Origin of the sequence: Streptomyces sp. NPDC042638, assembly GCF_040647235.1 — a bacterium.
Taxonomy (GTDB): Bacteria; Actinomycetota; Actinomycetes; order Streptomycetales; family Streptomycetaceae; genus Streptomyces; species Streptomyces rameus.
This window is the reverse complement of record NZ_JBEZBT010000040.1, coordinates 36,083-52,594: the sequence shown is the minus strand read 5'-3', so window position 1 is coordinate 52,594 and position 16,512 is coordinate 36,083. Positions and strand designations below refer to the sequence as shown.

13 protein-coding genes are annotated in these 16,512 nt (G+C 73.4%); 8 read left to right on the top strand and 5 right to left on the bottom strand.

The window, feature by feature from the left end; genetic code table 11:
- Positions 1 to 352 precede the first annotated feature (352 nt).
- Complete coding sequence (locus AB0B40_RS27170; RefSeq protein WP_362266038.1) at positions 353 to 1,573, bottom strand: ROK family protein; 1,221 nt, start codon at positions 1,571 to 1,573, stop codon at positions 353 to 355.
- 120 nt (positions 1,574 to 1,693) lie between these two features.
- Between AB0B40_RS27170 and AB0B40_RS27165 the strand changes: the two genes are divergently transcribed.
- The 3 genes from AB0B40_RS27165 (at position 1,694) to AB0B40_RS27155 (ending at position 7,178) form a co-directional block, all read left to right on the top strand.
- Entirely contained in the window at positions 1,694 to 3,283 is a 1,590-nt protein-coding gene (locus tag AB0B40_RS27165; protein WP_345057793.1) for a hypothetical protein, read from the top strand.
- Positions 3,280 to 5,217, top strand: coding sequence for a glycogen debranching N-terminal domain-containing protein (locus AB0B40_RS27160; protein WP_345057795.1), 1,938 nt, complete (start codon positions 3,280 to 3,282; stop codon positions 5,215 to 5,217). Before AB0B40_RS27165 ends, AB0B40_RS27160 begins: the two co-directional genes overlap by 4 nt.
- 392 nt (positions 5,218 to 5,609) lie before the next feature.
- Positions 5,610 to 7,178, top strand: a complete 1,569-nt coding sequence (locus tag AB0B40_RS27155) for a CDP-alcohol phosphatidyltransferase (RefSeq protein WP_362266058.1) — start codon at positions 5,610 to 5,612, stop codon at positions 7,176 to 7,178.
- A gap of 105 nt (positions 7,179 to 7,283) precedes the next feature.
- Here AB0B40_RS27155 and dusB read toward each other — a convergent pair whose 3' ends face one another.
- Entirely contained in the window at positions 7,284 to 8,417 is a 1,134-nt protein-coding gene (gene dusB / locus AB0B40_RS27150) for a tRNA dihydrouridine synthase DusB (RefSeq protein ID WP_345057798.1), read from the bottom strand.
- A 59-nt stretch (positions 8,418 to 8,476) separates the two neighbouring features.
- On the bottom strand, positions 8,477 to 9,346 hold the full coding sequence (locus AB0B40_RS27145; RefSeq protein ID WP_362266036.1) for a helix-turn-helix transcriptional regulator: 870 nt from the start codon (positions 9,344 to 9,346) through the stop codon (positions 8,477 to 8,479).
- 102 nt (positions 9,347 to 9,448) lie between these two features.
- On the opposite strand from AB0B40_RS27145, the gene AB0B40_RS27140 reads away from it, so the two are divergent.
- Positions 9,449 to 10,873 (top strand): MFS transporter, encoded by a 1,425-nt coding sequence (locus AB0B40_RS27140; protein ID WP_362266034.1) that lies wholly within the window; start codon positions 9,449 to 9,451, stop codon positions 10,871 to 10,873.
- 87 nt (positions 10,874 to 10,960) lie between these two features.
- Positions 10,961 to 12,412, top strand: coding sequence for an MFS transporter (locus AB0B40_RS27135; RefSeq protein WP_345057806.1), 1,452 nt, complete (start codon positions 10,961 to 10,963; stop codon positions 12,410 to 12,412).
- 52 nt (positions 12,413 to 12,464) lie between these two features.
- Here the strand turns inward: AB0B40_RS27135 and AB0B40_RS27130 are convergent, their stop codons facing one another.
- Complete coding sequence (locus AB0B40_RS27130) at positions 12,465 to 13,346, bottom strand: helix-turn-helix transcriptional regulator (RefSeq protein ID WP_362266032.1); 882 nt, start codon at positions 13,344 to 13,346, stop codon at positions 12,465 to 12,467.
- Between the two features lie 224 nt (positions 13,347 to 13,570).
- Between AB0B40_RS27130 and AB0B40_RS27125 the strand changes: the two genes are divergently transcribed.
- From AB0B40_RS27125 to AB0B40_RS27115, 3 genes are all read left to right on the top strand, one after another.
- Positions 13,571 to 14,998 (top strand): MFS transporter, encoded by a 1,428-nt coding sequence (locus tag AB0B40_RS27125; RefSeq protein ID WP_345057809.1) that lies wholly within the window; start codon positions 13,571 to 13,573, stop codon positions 14,996 to 14,998.
- A 102-nt stretch (positions 14,999 to 15,100) separates the two neighbouring features.
- Positions 15,101 to 15,325: a hypothetical protein gene (locus AB0B40_RS27120; RefSeq protein ID WP_345057810.1), complete on the top strand. Its 225-nt coding sequence runs from the start codon at positions 15,101 to 15,103 to the stop codon at positions 15,323 to 15,325.
- Positions 15,326 to 15,514: 189 nt separating this feature from the next.
- Positions 15,515 to 15,931: a hypothetical protein gene (locus AB0B40_RS27115; protein ID WP_345057813.1), complete on the top strand. Its 417-nt coding sequence runs from the start codon at positions 15,515 to 15,517 to the stop codon at positions 15,929 to 15,931.
- Here AB0B40_RS27115 and AB0B40_RS27110 read toward each other — a convergent pair.
- On the bottom strand, positions 15,918 to 16,508 hold the full coding sequence (locus tag AB0B40_RS27110; RefSeq protein ID WP_345057815.1) for a TetR family transcriptional regulator: 591 nt from the start codon (positions 16,506 to 16,508) through the stop codon (positions 15,918 to 15,920). The two genes, AB0B40_RS27115 and AB0B40_RS27110, sit on opposite strands and share 14 nt — an antisense overlap.
- Positions 16,509 to 16,512: the final 4 nt, after the last annotated feature.

The following is a 16,512-nucleotide window of genomic DNA, read 5'->3' as shown; positions in this document are numbered from 1 at the left end:
ATCGAAGGTTCCTGGGTACGTCCACTTGCGCGTCATGCGCCTGTAACCACTCGTCCGCCAGCGGATCGAAAGTCAAAGCTTGGCAACGGTTGACCGAAGTATGTGTTCACTTCTTGAAGGCAATAGGGTCCATAGGTGCTGTATTTCGCTCAGATGAGCAGTACTCCTGCACGTCTGATTTCGATCGATGAACGATCAAGGGGTGGCACCGAGTGCCACCCCTTGGAGAAGTGCAGTCGCCCATGATCCGCTCATCTGAGCGCAGCCCTTATCAAGGGTGGCGAGAATCACGCTGCCACAGAGCGCCGGATTTCACCATGCGGACCGCGGACGGGACCGCACGCACCCCCGGTCACACACCCATCGCCGCGAGCCGCTCCTCCGCCCGCTCCGGCGCGTACAGGTGCTCCACCACGAGCGCTCCGGCACCGATCAGACCGGCCCGCTCCCCGAGCCGGGAGGTGACCACCTCCAGGTGGGCCGTGGAGCGGGGCAGCGCGCGCTGGTAGAGCAGCTCGCGCACGCCGGTCAGGAAGGGCGTTCCGGCCAGATCGCCGGCGATCATCAGTACGCCCGGGTTGAGCAGGGTCACGACCGTCGCCAGCACGTCCCCGACCCGGCGCCCGGCCTCACGGGCGAGCGCGGCGGCCTCCGGGTGCCCGGCGGCGAGCAGGTCCCGTACGTCCGAGCCGGAGGCGGCCGGCACCCCGGACGCGGCGAGCCGCCGGGCCACGGCACCGCCGCTCGCGACCGCCGCGAGACAGCCGTACGAGCCGCACCGGCACAGCGCGTCGGCGCCGACCCGGATGTGCCCGAGGTCGCCCGCGCCGCCGTCGACGCCCCGGTAGATCGAGCCGTCCACGACGACCCCGGCGCCGATGCCGGTGGAGACCTTCACCAGGACGAAGGCCGTGCAGTCGCGGTGTCCGGTGCGCTGCTCGCCGTAGGCCATGAGGTTGGCGTCGTTGTCGACGAGGACCGGCACCGCCGGGACGCCGGTGTGCTCGGTGAAGGCGCGGGACAGCCGGCTCCGTATGTCGTAGCCGTCCCAGCCCGGCATGATCGGCGGCTGGACCACCCGGCCGGTCTCGCGGTCCACCGGCCCCGGCACCGCGAGACCGATCCCGCACACCTCCGCCGCCCGGTGCCCGGCCTCGGCCGGCAGCTCGGCCAACCAGCGGCCCAGCTCGCCGAGCACGGCCTCCGGGCCGTCCTCGACCACCAGCGGGCCGGTGTGCTCGGCGAGGATCTCGCCGGTCAGGGAGAGGACGGCCGCGCAGGCGTGCCGGGTGTCCAGGTCGGCGGCGAGCACCACGGCGTGGGAGTCGTCGAACTCCAGTGTGACGGAGGGGCGTCCGCCGAGCGGTGAGCCGACGGGGCCGCCGGCGCCCTCACGCAGCCAGCCCGCCCGGAACAGCCGGTCCAGACGCTGGCCCACGGTGGCCCGGGACAGTCCGGTCGCCTCCTGGAGCGCACCGCGCGTCACGGCCCGTCCGTGGCGCACGAGTTCGAGCAGATCGCCGGCACCCGCCTGGCTGCCGCCCCTGCCGGTTCTTCCCGGACGTCCGGTCATGCGCACCCCCTTGTGCTTCCCAACCATGCATTACATAGTGGGTTTTGCGTGTTAAATAGACGTAACCCTACGGTGGCCGCAGCCGAACCCGGTCGGCCGGACGTCTCCGGGGAGCCCCGAGTGGACCGCACCGCCCAGCTCACTGCCCGTCCCGCCGCGTTCGAGACCGCATACGATCCACCGTCCGCGTCGGCGTCCCCGCACGTCAGGGCCGCCCGGGTCCTGGAGGCGAACTGGACGGGCAGCTCGACGGTCCCCTCCCGGAACCTGTATCCGCACCAGTGGTCCTGGGACTCCGCGTTCATCGCCATCGGACTGCGGCACGTCTCGCCGCTGCGGGCCCAGACGGAGCTGGAGACCCTCTTCAGGGCCCAGTGGGCCGACGGACGCGTCCCCCACATCGTCTTCAACCCCTCCGTACCGCTCGACGCGTACTTCCCGAGCCCCGACTTCTGGCGCTCCTCCAGCGCGGGGCGCACCGCGGGCGCCCCGCGCACCGTACAGACCTCCGGCATCGTGCAGCCACCGGTGCACGCGCTGGCGGCCTGGCTGGTGCACCGCGCCGACCCCGCCCTGTCCCGGGCCCGCGGCTTCCTGGCCCGGATGTATCCGAGGCTGGCCGCCTGGCACCGGTATCTGCTGCACCGGCGGGACCTGGGCGGCGCCGGACTGGCCTGCGTGGTCCACCCGTGGGAGCAGGGCATGGACAACAGCCCCTGCTGGGACGCCCCGCTGGCCCGGATCACCCCGGCCCCGGCCCGCTCCTTCCGCCGCGCCGACCTCGACCACGGCGCGCCCGAGGACCGGCCCACGGATCTGGACTACGGGCGGTACGTGCGGCTGGCCGCCGACTACCGGGACGGGGGGTATCGGGACGGGGGGTATCGGGACGGGGGGTATCGGGACCGCGGCCACAGGGACGGGCCGGGCGGGAGGCCGGGCGACGGGCCGGGCGGGAGGCCGGGCGACGGGCCGGGCGGGGGCGACCGGGGCGACGGAGGTGGCGGGTTCGCCGTGGAGGACCCGGCGTTCAACGCCCTGCTCATCGCCTCCGAGCAGGCCCTCGCGCGGATCGCCGAGGAACTGGGCGCGGCCGGCTCCGCCCGGCGGGCCCGCGCCGAGCGGCTGACGGAGGCCCTGGTGGCGCGGCTGTGGGACGGACGGGCGGGGATGTTCCGGTGCCGGGACCTGCGCGGCGGCGACGCGCTCGTCCCCGAGCGCAGTGTCTCCGGACTGGTTCCGCTGCTCCTGCCCGGCCTCCCCCGCGACCTCGCCGCCGCCCTCGTCCGTACCGTCCGCGGGCCGCACTTCTCGCTCGGCGACCGCACCCGGCTGGTCCCGAGCTACGACCTCCTCGGGGAGGCGTTCGACCCGCACCGGTACTGGCGCGGCCCGGCCTGGTTCAACACGAACTGGCTGCTGGAACGCGGGCTGCGCGCACACGGCGAGACGGCGGCGGCCGACGCCCTGCGCGCCGCGGTGCTGCACCTGGCCGATACCACCGACTTCGCCGAGTACGTCGATCCGTACACCGGCGAGCCCTGCGGCGCGAGCGGCTTCAGCTGGACGGCCGCACTCGCGCTCGACCTGTACCACCGGGGTTGCGCACCACACGAGCGTCAAAAGCTGGACAAGAGCCCACAAAACGACGTGTCCGCCTCAGGCACCGGCACGTTTGACACGAGGGACAGAGGAGGGGACCAGGGATGACCGACCGGCATCATCTGCTCGTGCACGGCGCCACCTTCGCCGCCGTGGGCGACCGTGGTGACATCAGCGGGGTGCGCGGCGGCAGCTCACCGGACGGGTTGTTCGTCCGGGACGCGCGGCACCTCAGCCGCTGGCAGCTCACCGTCGACGGCGCGGTGCCCGAGGTGCTGACCCCGGTGGCGGACGGGGACGCGGCCCGGTGCGTACTGGTCCCGCGCGGCGGTCGCCAGGAGCCCCCGGCCCACGCCCTCTTCCGGGAACAGGCCGTCGGGGACAGCTCGTTGGTGGAGTCCGTGCGGGTGACCAGCAACCGCCCGGTGCCCACCACGGTCCGGCTCGCGCTCACCGTCGACGCCGACTTCACCGACCAGTTCGAGCTACGCTCCGACCACCGCACCTACGTCAAGGCCGGCGCCGTACGCTCCCGTCAGGTCCTCGGCGACGGCATCGAGTTCACCTACCGGCGGGCCGAATGGCGGTCCTGCACGACGATCACGGCCGACCCGGCCCCCGACGCCGTGGAGGAGACGGGCACCGGCGCCCGCCGCCTGGTGTGGACCCTCGACCTGGCGCCGCACGGCACGACCGAGCTGCTGCTGCGGGTGATCGCCCGCCCGCACGGCGAGAAGCGTGCCCTGCGCGTGCCCCGCGACCCCGCCGCCGTGCGCCGGCAACTCAGCGAGTCGGAGGGCGAGTTCATGGAGGGGGTGGCCTTCCCGGCCGGCTGGCCGGAGCTGGCCTCCGCCTGCGCGAGGGGCCTCGCCGACCTGGCGGCGCTCCAGGTCCCGGCCACCGGACCGGACGGCGAGGAGCTGCACGTCCCGGCGGCCGGCGCCCCCTGGTTCCTCACCCTGCTCGGCCGCGACGCCCTCCTCACCTCCCTCTTCGCCCTGCCCTACCGCCCCCGGCCGGCCGCCGCCACCCTCCTCGCCCTGGCCGCCACCCAGGCGACCGGCACCGGCGCGTCCCCGGTCGCCCAGCCCGGCAAGATCGTGCACGAGGTACGGCACGGGGAGCTGGCGCACTTCGGCCAGGTGCCGTTCCGCCGCTACTACGGCTCGGTCGACGCCACCCCGCTGTTCCTGATCCTGCTCGGGGCGTACGTCGAACAGACCGGGGACACCGCGCTGGCCCGCCGCCTGGAGCCGCACGCCCGCGCCGCCGTCGGCTGGATGCTCGACCACGGCGGGCTGACCTCCCGCGGCTATCTCGTCTACCGCGCCGACGCGGGCGGCCTCGCCAACCAGAACTGGAAGGACTCCCCCGGCGCCATCTGCTGCGCCGACGGCACCCGGCCCACCGGCGCGGTGATGGCGGCGGGCGCCCAGGGCTACGCGTACGACGCGCTGCGCCGCACGGCGGGCGTGGCGCGCGCGGTGTGGGCCGACGCGACGTACGCCGCGCTGCTCGAGCAGGCCGCGGCCGACCTCCGTGACCGTTTCCAGCGGGACTTCTGGATGCCGGAGCGGTGTTTCCCGGCGCTGGCGCTGGACGGGCAGGGCCGCCGGATCGACGCGCTGGCCTCCGACGCCGGGCATCTGCTGTGGTCGGGACTGCTGGACAAGGAGTACGGCGAGGTGGTGGGCCGGCGGCTGCTGGAGCCGGACTTCTTCTCCGGCTGGGGCGTACGCACGGTGGCCTCCGGGCAGCCGGCGTACCACCCGCTGTCCTATCACCGCGGCTCCGTCTGGCCGCACGACAACGCGCTGATCACGCTGGGGCTGGCGCGGTACGGGCTGCACGACGAGGCCCGGACGGTGGCGCAGGCACTGGTCGACGCGGCGACGGTGTCCGGGCACCGGCTGCCGGAGGTGCTGGCGGGGTACGGGCGGGACACGCACAGCGAGCCGGTGCCGTACCCGCACGCGTGCGGCCGGGAGGCGCGGTCCGCGGCGGCCCCGCTGGCCCTGCTGACGGCCGTCGGGGGCGCCTAGCCCAGCCGCCATGACCTGACGCACCGTCGGGGGCACCCGGCCGTCCTGACCCGACGCGCCGTCGGCCGTATTGCCAGGTGTTTGCCCGGCCGGGGTGAACAGTGGTCCGGGGTGAGCCGTACGGGAGAGCGGTCGACGGGCTGCAAGGGAAGGACTCCGGGTTGTCTCAGGACATGAGCACACACCAGCCGGCAACGACAGAGGAGACGGAGCCGGAGGAGGCTTCCGCGCCGCTGCCCGCCGCACGTCGCCCCCGGCGCCCGCCCTGGGCGCTCCGGGCGCTCTGGTCCGCGTGGAGCCAGGGCTGGCGGCAACGGCATCCCCGCGGTGCCCAGGTCCTGTCCGTCACCCTCACCGTGCTCGCCGCCGCGCTCGTCGTCGCCGCGCTCGTGATGCCCGACTCCGTCGCCCGGCTGGAGCCCGGCGCCTTCCTGCGGCTGCCGGCGGAAGCCGTCGTGGGAGCCGCCGTGCTGCTCGCGCTGCCACGCCGGCCCCGGGTGGCGGTGGCGGCGGTGTCCGGGGTCCTGCTCGGGGCCATGACCGTGCTGAACGCGCTCGACATGGGCTTCAACCAGTACCTCGGCCGCAAGTTCAACGTCATCCTCGACTGGAGCCTGTTCGGGGACGCGGAGTCGTATCTGGAGGACTCCCTCGGCCGCACCGCCACCCTGGCCGCCGTGGCCGGGGTGATCACCCTGGTGCTGCTGCTCCTCGTGCTGCTGGCGCTGTCCGTGGTCCGGGTGAGCGGCGTCCTCGCCCGGCACCCCGGCACCGCGACCCGCGGCACCCTCGTCGCCGGCGTCGTCTGGATCACCTGCTCCTCCCTCGGCCTCCAGGTGGCGGGCGTGCCGCTCGCCTCCGACCGGACGGCGACGGCACTGCGGGATCAGACCCGCCGGGTCTCGGACACCCTGCACGACGAGGCGGAGTTCCGGAAGGTGGCCCGGGTCGACGCCTTCGGGAACACTCCGGGCAGCCAGCTGGTGCCCGATCTGCGCGGCAAGGACATGATCTTCACGTTCATCGAGAGCTACGGCCGCAGCGCGATCGAGGACCCGATCATGGCGCCGGGGGTGGACAGGACCCTGGACGTGCGCACCAAGGCCCTGGCCAAGGCGGGTTTCCACGCCAGGAGCGGCTGGCTGACCTCGGCGACCTACGGCGGCAGCAGCTGGCTCGGCCACTCCACCACCATGTCCGGCCTGTGGATCAGCAACCAGCAGCGGTACCGCACCGTCATGGCGAGCGACCACATGAGCCTGACGGACGCCTTCAAGAAGACCGGCGCGTTCGACACGGTCGGGGTGATGCCGGGTGTGCAGAAGGGCTGGCCGGAGCAGAAGTGGTACGGCCTCGACAAGGTCTACAACGCCTTCCGGCTCGGCTACCGGGGGCCGAAGTTCAGCTGGTCGACGATGCCGGACCAGTACACGCTCCAGCAGTACCAGGAGCGGGTGCACAGCAAGCGGCCGACCGCCGGCAGGTCGCGGATGTCGCTGCTCATCCTGACCTCCAGCCACCAGCCCTGGGCGCCCATCCCGAAGATGGTCGGCTGGGACCGGCTCGGTGACGGCTCGGTCTTCAAGGACATCGAGGCGGCGGGCAACAAGCCGGCCGACATCATCGCCGACACCACCAGGTCCCGCGAGGAGTACGGGAAGTCGATCCAGTACTCGGTGACCGCGCTGACCGAGTGGCTGGAGCGCTACGGCAGCGAGGACACCGTGCTGGTCTTCCTCGGCGACCACCAGCCGATCGCCCGGGTCAGCGGCGACCACGCCAGCCGTGACGTGCCGGTGTCGGTCGTCGCCAAGGACCCGAAGGTGCTGGACAGGATCGCCGACTGGGGCTGGACGGACGGGCTGCGCCCCGCCCATGACGCACCGGTGTGGAAGATGAGCGCGTTCCGCGACCGCTTCCTGACGGCATACGGCTCGACACCACACCCGAAGACGAACTGACGCATCCCGCATCCCACCCGGGCAGGCCCGGTGGCCCGCTTCCCGGCCGGCCGAACCGGGTGGCGGACGGGGCCGGGGCCGGGGCGGAGCCCCGGGAGGGGTGGCTCAGCCTCCGGACGTGTCCAGTTCGGCGTCCTCGCTCACGCCCGCGCAGTCGTAGGGATCCTTCAGCCACCCGTCCGGCAGCACCACCCGGTTGTTGCCGGACGTACGGCCGCGCGGCCCCTCCGCGCCGGCCGGCCACGCCTGGTCCAGGTCCAGCTCGTCCAGGCCGGCCCGCAGCTCCTGGAGCGACGAGGTGATCGCGAGCCGCTTGCGCATCTCGGAGCCGACGGCGAAGCCCTTCAGATACCAGGCGACGTGCTTGCGGAAGTCGACCACGCCCTTGGACTCGTCACCGGTCCACTCGCCGAGCAGCCGGGCATGGCGGACCATGACGTCGGCCACCACCCGCAGGGTCGGACGGGCGACGTCCTGGAGCCGCCCCTCGAACGCCGCCACCAGGTCCGCGAACAGCCACGGGCGGCCCAGGCAGCCGCGCCCCACGACGACCCCGTCGCAGCCGGTCTCGCGCACCATCCGCAGGGCGTCCTCGGCCGACCAGATGTCGCCGTTGCCGAGCACGGGGATCTCCGGCACGTGCTCCTTCAGCCGGGCGATGGCGTCCCAGTCGGCGGTGCCGCCGTAGTGCTGGGCGGCGGTACGGCCGTGCAGGGCGATCGCCGTGACACCCTCCTCCACGGCGATGCGGCCGGCGTCGAGGAAGGTGATGTGGTCGTCGTCGATGCCCTTGCGCATCTTCATGGTCACCGGCAGGTCCCCGGCGCCGGAGACGGCCTCGCGCAGGATCGCCCGCAGCAGGTTCCGCTTGTACGGCAGCGCGGACCCGCCGCCCTTGCGCGTCACCTTCGGCACCGGGCAGCCGAAGTTCAGGTCGATGTGGTCGGCCAGGTCCTCTTCCGCGATCATGCGGACGGCCTTGCCGACGGTCGCCGGGTCGACGCCGTACAGCTGGATCGAGCGCGGTCGCTCGCTGGCGTCGAACCTGATCAGCTGCATGGTCTTCTCGTTGCGCTCGACCAGCGCCCGGGTCGTGATCATCTCGCTGACGAACAGGCCCTTGCCGCCGCTGAACTCCCTGCACAGGGTGCGGAAGGGCGCGTTGGTGATCCCCGCCATGGGTGCGAGCACGACGGGCGGTGTCACGGCGTGCGGGCCGATGGAGAGCGGGTGGGTCATCGTCAGGGCTCCGGAACGGATGGACGGCACAGGGACACGGGGCGAGCAACCATTGTCCCTCACCCGGCCGGCTGCTCGTCCGGCAGCTCCGCCAGCCGCTCCAGCCGCTCCTCGCTCTCCTCGTCGGCGGGCAGGTAGGCGACCACCCGGTGGGCCGGGGTCTGTGGGGCGAGCCACATGTTCCGGTGTTCCAGGCGGACCAGCCCGACCCGCGGGTGCATGTACCGCTTGACGTGCGGGGACATCGGCGCGACCTCGTGCCGCTGCCACAGCTCGCGGAACTCGTCGGAGGCCCGCAGCAGCCGCCCCAGCTGTTCCTTCCAGGCGGGCTCGGCCACATGCTCGGCCATGCCCGCCCGGTACTTGGCGATGAGGTCCCGCAGCATCTCGTCCCGGTCCAGGAAGTCCCGCTTCCAGCGTTCGCTGGTGGTCAGCAGCCACAGGCAGTTCCGGTCGGCCGGGGGCAGCCCGGCGGGATCGCCGAAGAGCTGGGCGAAGGGGCGGTTGACGGCGAGGAGGTCGTAACGGGCGTTCTGGAGGGAGGCCGGGTAGGGGGCGAGCCGTTCGACGACCTTCAGCGCGGTCCCGGAGGCGGCCGGGCGGTCCACCCCGGTGCGCGGGTCGGCGGTCCCGGCGAGGGCGAACAGGTGGGCGCGCTCGGCGGGGTCCATGAGCAGGGCGCGGGCGACGGCGTCCAGCACCTGCGCGGAGACGTGCGCGGCCCGGGCCTGCTCGATCCAGGTGTACCAGGTGATGCCGACCGCGGAGAGCTGGGCGACCTCCTCGCGGCGCAGTCCCGGCGTCCGGCGGCGGGTGCCGCGGGGCAGCCCCACCTGTTCCGGGGTGATCCGCTCGCGCCGGCTGCGCAGGAAGGCGGCCAGTTCCCGGCGCCGGACGTGCTGGGTCTGCTCGGGCGCTGCGGTGGTCATGACACCAAGGGTGCCGTCAGGAGGCGGCCGTGTTCCAGTTGGTGCCAGTACCTGGATGAGCACCGCCTGGTACCCGGCTGGGAGCGGGCGCAGGGTCGAGGCGTGACCACGACGACCTCACCCGTGACCGCCGCCCCGCCCCGGGCGGCCCTCAGCCCGCTCGGCCTGCTCACGCTCCTCCTGGGCGCCGCGCTGCCGATGATCGACTTCTTCGTCGTCAACGTGGCGCTGCCGACGATCGAACGCGATCTGCACGCGCCCCCGGCGACCCTGGAGATGGTGGTGGCCGGCTATGCGGTGGCGTACGCCGTGCTGCTCGTCCTCGGCGGCCGGCTCGGGGACTCCTTCGGCCGGCGGCGGCTGTTCCTGTGGGGGGTGGCGGGCTTCGGACTGACCTCGCTGGCCTGCGGGCTGGCGCCCGGTGCCTGGTGGCTGGTGGCCGCGCGGGCGGCGCAGGGTGCCGCGTCGGCGGCGCTGCTGCCGCAGGTGCTGGCCACCATCCACGCGACGACGTCCGGGGAGCGCCGGGCCCGCGCGGTCGCGCTGTACGGCTCGGTGGGCGGGGTGTCCGTCGTGCTGGGGCAGATGCTGGGCGGGGTGCTGGTCGCCGCCGACCCGGCGGGCACCGGCTGGCGCGCGGTGTTCCTGGTGAACGTGCCGGTGGCGGTGGCGGCGTTCGGCTGTGCGCTGCGGTCGGTGCCGGACAGCCGGGCGGAGCGGCCGGGGCGTGCGGACCTGGCCGGTACGGCGCTGCTGGCGGCGGCCCTGAGCGCGCTGCTGCTGCCGCTGACCGAGGGCCGGGCGGCGGGCTGGCCGCTGTGGTCGGTGCTGCTGCTGTGCGCGGCTCCGCTGCTCGCCCTGGCCTTCCACGCGGTGGAGCGGCGGGCGGAGCGCGGGGGCGGCGACCCGCTGCTGCCGCCGTCGCTGTCGGCCGCGGCGGACGTGCGCCGGGGTCTGCTGCTGGGGCTGCCGGTGTTCGTCGGCTTCGGGGGCTGGATGTTCGTGACGGCGGTCACCCTGCAACAGGGCCTCGGGTACGGGGCGTTGCGGGCCGGGCTGACGCTGGTGCCGATGGGGGTGGCGCAGTTCGGCGCGTCGCTGCTGGTCCCTCGTGCCGTACGGCGCCTCGGGGCGCGGGCGGTGTCGGCGGCGGCGGTGCTGCACATCGCGGGTCTGGCGGTGCTGGCGGGGACCGCGCTGCTGGGGCCCTGGCCGCGGCTGAGCCCGCTCGCCCTGGCCCCGGGTCTGGCGCTGTGCGGAGCGGGCCAGGGCATGCAGTTACCGCTGTACTTCCGGATCCTGCTGGCCGCGGTCCCGGACCGGCTGGCCGGCGCGGGCAGCGGGCTCGCGGCCACACTCCAGCAGTCGTGTCTCGCGGTCGGGGTGGCGACGCTCGGCTCGCTGTTCCTGTCGCTCGCGCCCGCGGCCGGGATGCGCCACGCGCTGGTGGTGGTCCTTGCGGTACAGGCGGCGGGGCTGGCGGGGCTGGCGCTGCTCGGCCTGCGGCTGCCCCGGGTACTGCACTGAACGGCCGGCCGGAACCACCGCCCTCCCGAACATCATGTAGCAGTCATTAGTTAACCGCACTATTGAAATCGGCGTACGATGGGGCGCATGCCAGAGTTGAGCCATCGCCGCCGCATGCTCGTGCTCGGGATCTGCTGCATGAGCCTGCTGATCGTGAGCCTCGACAACACCGTGCTGAACGTGGCGCTGCCGTCCATGCAGCGGGACCTGCACGCCACCACCTCCGGCCTGCAGTGGACGATCGACGCGTACACGCTCGTCCTGGCCTCGCTGCTGATGCTCGCGGGCTCCACGGCCGACCGCATCGGGCGCAAACGCGTCTTCATGGCGGGCCTGGTGGTGTTCACCGTCGGTTCCCTGCTCTGCTCCCTCGCCCCCAGCCTGGAACTGCTGATCGTCTTCCGCATGGTCCAGGCGGTGGGCGGCTCGATGCTCAACCCGGTCGCCATGTCGATCATCACCAACACCTTCACCGACGCCCGCGAGCGCGCCCGCGCGATCGGTGTGTGGGGCGCGGTGGTCGGCATCTCCATGGCGGCCGGTCCGCTGGTCGGCGGGCTGCTGGTGCAGTCGGTGAGCTGGCGCTCGATCTTCTGGATCAACCTCCCCGTCGGCCTCGCCGCCCTCCTGCTCACCCTCCGCTTCGTCCCCGAGTCCCGCGCGCCCAGGGCCCGCCGCCCCGACCCGGTCGGCCAGCTGCTGGTGATCGCCCTGTTCGGCTCGCTGACGTACGCGATCATCGAGGCGCCGGAGTCGGGCGCCGGTCCGGTGGCACCGTTCGCCGCGGTCGCCGTGGCCGCCCTGCTCGCCCTCCTGCGGTACGAGCGTCGACGCGTGGAGCCCCTCATCGACCTGCGCTTCTTCCGCTCGGCCCCGTTCAGCGGCGCCACCGTCATAGCGGTCGGCGCGTTCGCGGCGCTCGGCGGCTTCCTGTTCCTGTCCACGCTGTACCTGCAGAACGTGCGCGGACTCGACGCCCTGCACGCGGGCCTGTGGATGCTGCCGATGGCCGTGCCGACCTTCCTGTGCGCCCCGCTGTCCGGCCGCCTGGTCGGCACCCGGGGCCCCCGGCTGCCCCTCCTGATCGCCGGTACGGCGATGACCGCGAGCGGCGTCCTGTTCGCGGTCTTCGAGGCGGAGACGACGAACGCCACCCTGGTCCTCGGCTACGTCCTCTTCGGCATCGGCTTCGGCTTCGTCAACGCGCCGATCACCAACACCGCGGTGTCCGGCATGCCGCGTACCCAGGCCGGCGTCGCCGCCGCCGTCGCCTCCACGAGCCGGCAGCTGGGCCAGACGCTCGGCGTCGCGGTGGTCGGCGCCGTCCTGGCCTCCGGCATCGGCTCGTCCCCGTACCGGCAGGCGTTCGTCCCGGCGGCCCGCCCCGGCTGGTGGATCCTCACCGGCTGTGGCCTGGCCGTCCTGGTCCTGGGCCTGCTCACCAGCGGCTCCTGGGCCCGCCGCACCGCCGAGGAGACGTCCCGCAGGCTGGAGTCGGCGGAGATCCGCGAGGCCGTCGGAGCCACCGGGCGGTCCTGAAGCCGCCGCCGGGTGCGGCGGACCCCGGCTCAGCGCCTGCGGCGGACCCGGCTCAGCGCCCCGGCACCCCGGACGCGATCTCGTGCAGCCGCTCCAGCCGTCGCCGGGTCTCGTCGTTCACCGGTGTGTACGTCACCATCCGGGCGCCCAGCTGGGGTCCCAGCCACAGGTCGGTGTGGACCAGGGTGAGGTGGCCGACGTGCGGGTTGAGGAACTCCTTGGTCTTGGAGCGGGTGCCGACCACCTCGTACCGCTGCCAGTTCTCGCGGAACTCCGGGATCTCCTCCAGCCGTCCGAGGAGCATCTTCCAGGCCGGCTCGCCGAGGTGGCCGGCCATGGCGGCGCGCAGCCGGGCGACCATCAGGCGCCGGGACTCCTCCAGATGGACGACGGCCGCCTGCCAGTCCTTGTCGGTGTGGATGAGGAGCATGCAGTTGCGGTCCTCGGGCGGGATCGCGTCCAGGTCGCACAGGAGGCGGCCGTAGGTGCGGTTGTAGGCGAGGATGTCGTACCGGCTGTTCTGGATGCAGGCCGGGACCGGCTCCAGCCGGGTCAGCATCTCGCGCAGGGCGGGCGTGACGCTCGGGCAGCTCGCGGCCGGGGTCGGATCGGTCGCGCCGGCCAGCTGGAAGAGGTGGGCGCGCTCGCTGGCGTCCAGCCGCAGGGCGCGCGCCAGGGCGTCCAGGACCTGCACGGAGACCTGGATGTCACGGGCCTGTTCGAGCCAGGTGTACCAGGTGACACCGACCGCGGAGAGCTGGGCGACCTCCTCCCGGCGCAGTCCGGGGGTCCGCCGGCGGGTGCCGCGCGGCAGGCCCACCTCCTCCGGCGCGATGCGCTCGCGCCGGCTGCGCAGGAACGCGGCCAGCTCGTGCCGGCGGATCTCCGCGCCCCGGACGGGCTGCGGCGAGGTCTCCTGGGCCATGGTGGTCATACGCCAAGGGTGCCGTGCCGGGCAGCCCGTTTCCAGGTGCTTCGGGTACCAGGATGAGGCGCGCCTGCCACCAGGCTGAAGGGACGGGAAGGGAATCCTCCCTGGTGACCGGCCCCACTCCCCTCCGGCCCCGCCCTGCCGGCCGACCGTGGTTGCCGGGTAGTCCCGCTACCAGGATGAGCAGACTCTGGTACCAGGCTGGGCCCTCGCGCAGGCTCGGGACCATGAGTGAAACCGTCACCGCCCCTGTCGTCCGGACGACGGCCGCGCCGCCCACGCTCGGCGGCCCCGGGCTGTTCACCGTCCTGCTCGCCGCGGCGCTGCCGCTGGTCGACTTCTTCATCGTCAACGTGGCCCTGCCGACGATCGGCAGCGATCTCGCCGCGGGCGAGTCCGTGCTGGAACTGGTCGTGGCCGGGTACGGGGTCGCGTACGCCGTGCTGCTCGTGCTCGGCGGGCGGCTCGGGGACCTGTTCGGCCGGCGCCGGCTGTTCCTCGGCGGCATGGCCGCCTTCGGACTCACCTCGCTGGCCTGCGGGCTCGCACCCGGCGCCTGGAGCCTGGTCGCGGCCCGGGTTGCGCAGGGCGCCTCGGCCGCCGCGATGCTCCCGCAGGTGCTCGCGACCATCCAGTCCGCCACGGGCGGGGCGCGCCGGGCGCGGGCCATGAGCCTGTACGGCGCCACGGCCGGGCTGTCCATGGTGGCCGGGCAGATACTCGGCGGGGTGCTGGTGGCCGCCGATGTGGCCGGAACCGGATGGCGGGCGATCTTCCTGGTCAACGTGCCGGTGGTCGTGCTGGGCCTGGTGCTGGCCGCCCGGCTGGTACCGGAGACGCGGTCGCAGCACCCCGAGCCCGTCGACGGGCCGGGCACCGTGCTGCTCGCGGTGTCCCTGCTGACGCTGCTCGCGCCCCTCACCGAGGGCCGGGCCGCCGGCTGGCCGCTGTGGACCTGGCTGTCGCTGGCCGCGTTCCCGTTCGCCGTGGCCGCGTTCTGGGCGGTGGAGCGGCGGGCGGACCGGGCCGGGCGGACCCCGCTGGTGCCGCCGAGCCTGTTCCGGGTGCCGTCGATGCGGCGTGGTCTGGAGCTGATGGTGCCGTTCTCCATCGGCTTCAGCGGCTTCATGTTCGTGATCGCGCTGGCGCTGCAGCAGGGCGCCCGGCTCGGCCCGGTGCCGGCCGGACTCGCGCTCGCGCCGATGGCCGTGACGTTCCTGTTCGTCTCGCTGGCCGGGCCCCGGCTGATCGCCCGTTACGGCACCCGGGTGGTCACCGCCGGGTCCGTGCTCCAGGGCGTGGGCGTGCTGCTGATCGTGCTGGCCGCCTGGCGGGACTGGCCGCATCTGGGCTTCGGACCGCTGCTGCCGGGCGCGGCCGTGGCCGGTGCCGGCCAGGCGCTCCAACTGCCCAATGTGCTGCGGATCGTGATGTCCGAGGTGCCGCCCGCCCGGGCCGGCGTCGGCAGCGGTGTGATGGTCACCACTCAGCAGTCGGCGCTGGCCCTGGGTGTGGCCACGCTGGGCACCTTGTTCCTGACCCTCGTGCCGCACCTGGGTATGCGGGACGCGCTGGTCAGCACGCTGCTGGTGCAGCTGGCCGGGATCGTGCTGACGGGCCTGCTGAGTTTGCGGCTGCCCCGGACGGTCGGCTGAGCCGAGAGCACGGCTTGGCCGACTCGGCGTGACCGCGCCCCGTCGGTGCCGGTCCTGCCGCACACTCCTTGCGGCCGGGCGGTCCGGCGGGGAGGGGGCGTGATGCCTAGGGACAGCGGCACGAGCAGGGTCAGCCGGTGGGACCAGCACGGCCGGGAGCACGTGGTCCAGGTGCTGCGCACCGGTGTGCAGCGCACGATCCGGTGCGAGACCTGCGGCTGGCGGCGCGGCGCGCAGTTCCTGCCGTGGCTGAAGGCGGAGGAGCACCTGGCCGAGGCCCACCAGGCGACGGTCGACCCCACGGTGCCCCGCCAGCCGCAGCGCTGAGGACCGCGCGGGGCGGGTACGGCGGGTACGGCGGGTACGGACACGGTGAGTCGGCCACTGTCTTTTCACCGGCTCTGACCTGCTCTTTTTACCGGAAAGCGGGGGTTTTTCCGGCTGTCTCGAGTGGCCGGTTCGGCGGTCGGGCGCCAGCCTGGGAAGGTCCATCGAGCGACAGGACGGGAGACACACATGACCTCCGTACTCCGCCACCACTGCCTGCGGCTGCTCGGCACCGGCGCCCTGTCCATGGCGCTGCTCTCCGGCGGAACGGCCGGAGCCCTGGCCGCCGGCGGCACCCCGAGCCCCAGCCCCAACGAGGGCACCGCCTCGATCAGCGTCAAGGCCGACAAGACATCGGTGAAGGCCGGCGACAAGGTGGTGTTCACCGGGCGCACCAAGGGCCTGAAGATCGGCAACCCGCTGGTGCTCCAGCACGAGAAGTCCGGCAAGTGGACCTCGCTGAAGGCGACCGCGAAGGTCAAGAAGGGCAGTTCGTACGCCCTGACCGCGAAGCTCAACACCAAGGGCACCGAGCATCTGCGGATCGCGAGCGTGAACTCCTCCGGGAAGGTCTACTCACCGACCGTGACGGTCAAGGTGAAGTGAGCCCGCGCAGCAGCAGATCCACGACCGCCTCGAACTCCTCCTGGACGCCGGGCCGCTGCCACTCCCGGGCGTACCCGGGGTCGTGGAAGCGGCCGGTGGCGTGGAAGACGGCGCGGGCCGCGGCGGCCGGGTCGGGTGCCATGAAGGCGCCCGAGCCGGTCCCCGCCTCGATGATCCGGGTCAGCTGCCCGGTCAGGTCGGCGATGTGTTCGCCGACCACCGTGCCGTTCTCGTCGGTCAGCACCGTGTAGGTCGCGAACAGCTCGGGATCGTCGCCCGCCTTGTGCCGCTTGGCCTCGAACAGGGCCGCGAGCCAGGCCCGCAGCCGCTCCTCTGGGCTGCCGCCGGCGGTGACGATCCGGGCGAGCCGCTCCGAGGTCCGGTCCAGCCAGCGCTTGGTGACCGCCTCGCGCAGCGCCGCCTTGGTGCGGAAGTGCCGGTAGACGCTGCCGTGGCTGACGCCGAGCGCGCGGGCCACGTCGACCACGGTGGCCTTGGCCGGGCCGTGCCGGCGCAGCACCTCCTCGGTGGCTTCGAGGATGCGCTCGGCGGTCAGGGTCTGGCTGGTCGGTGGCATGGCT

Excerpts from the sequence above, each read along its gene's own strand:
- AB0B40_RS27170 (WP_362266038.1), bottom strand. The coding sequence starts at position 1,573 with ATGACCGGACGTCCGGGAAGAACCGGCAGGGGCGGCAGCCAGGCGGGT.
- AB0B40_RS27160 (WP_345057795.1), top strand. The coding sequence starts at position 3,280 with ATGACCGACCGGCATCATCTGCTCGTGCACGGCGCCACCTTCGCCGCC.
- AB0B40_RS27155 (WP_362266058.1), top strand. The coding sequence starts at position 5,610 with ATGCCCGACTCCGTCGCCCGGCTGGAGCCCGGCGCCTTCCTGCGGCTG.
- dusB (WP_345057798.1), bottom strand. The coding sequence starts at position 8,417 with ATGACCCACCCGCTCTCCATCGGCCCGCACGCCGTGACACCGCCCGTC.
- AB0B40_RS27145 (WP_362266036.1), bottom strand. The coding sequence starts at position 9,346 with ATGACCACCGCAGCGCCCGAGCAGACCCAGCACGTCCGGCGCCGGGAA.
- AB0B40_RS27135 (WP_345057806.1), top strand. The coding sequence starts at position 10,961 with ATGCCAGAGTTGAGCCATCGCCGCCGCATGCTCGTGCTCGGGATCTGC.
- AB0B40_RS27130 (WP_362266032.1), bottom strand. The coding sequence starts at position 13,346 with ATGACCACCATGGCCCAGGAGACCTCGCCGCAGCCCGTCCGGGGCGCG.
- AB0B40_RS27125 (WP_345057809.1), top strand. The coding sequence starts at position 13,571 with ATGAGTGAAACCGTCACCGCCCCTGTCGTCCGGACGACGGCCGCGCCG.
- AB0B40_RS27120 (WP_345057810.1), top strand. The coding sequence starts at position 15,101 with ATGCCTAGGGACAGCGGCACGAGCAGGGTCAGCCGGTGGGACCAGCAC.
- AB0B40_RS27115 (WP_345057813.1), top strand. The coding sequence starts at position 15,515 with ATGACCTCCGTACTCCGCCACCACTGCCTGCGGCTGCTCGGCACCGGC.
- AB0B40_RS27110 (WP_345057815.1), bottom strand. The coding sequence starts at position 16,508 with ATGCCACCGACCAGCCAGACCCTGACCGCCGAGCGCATCCTCGAAGCC.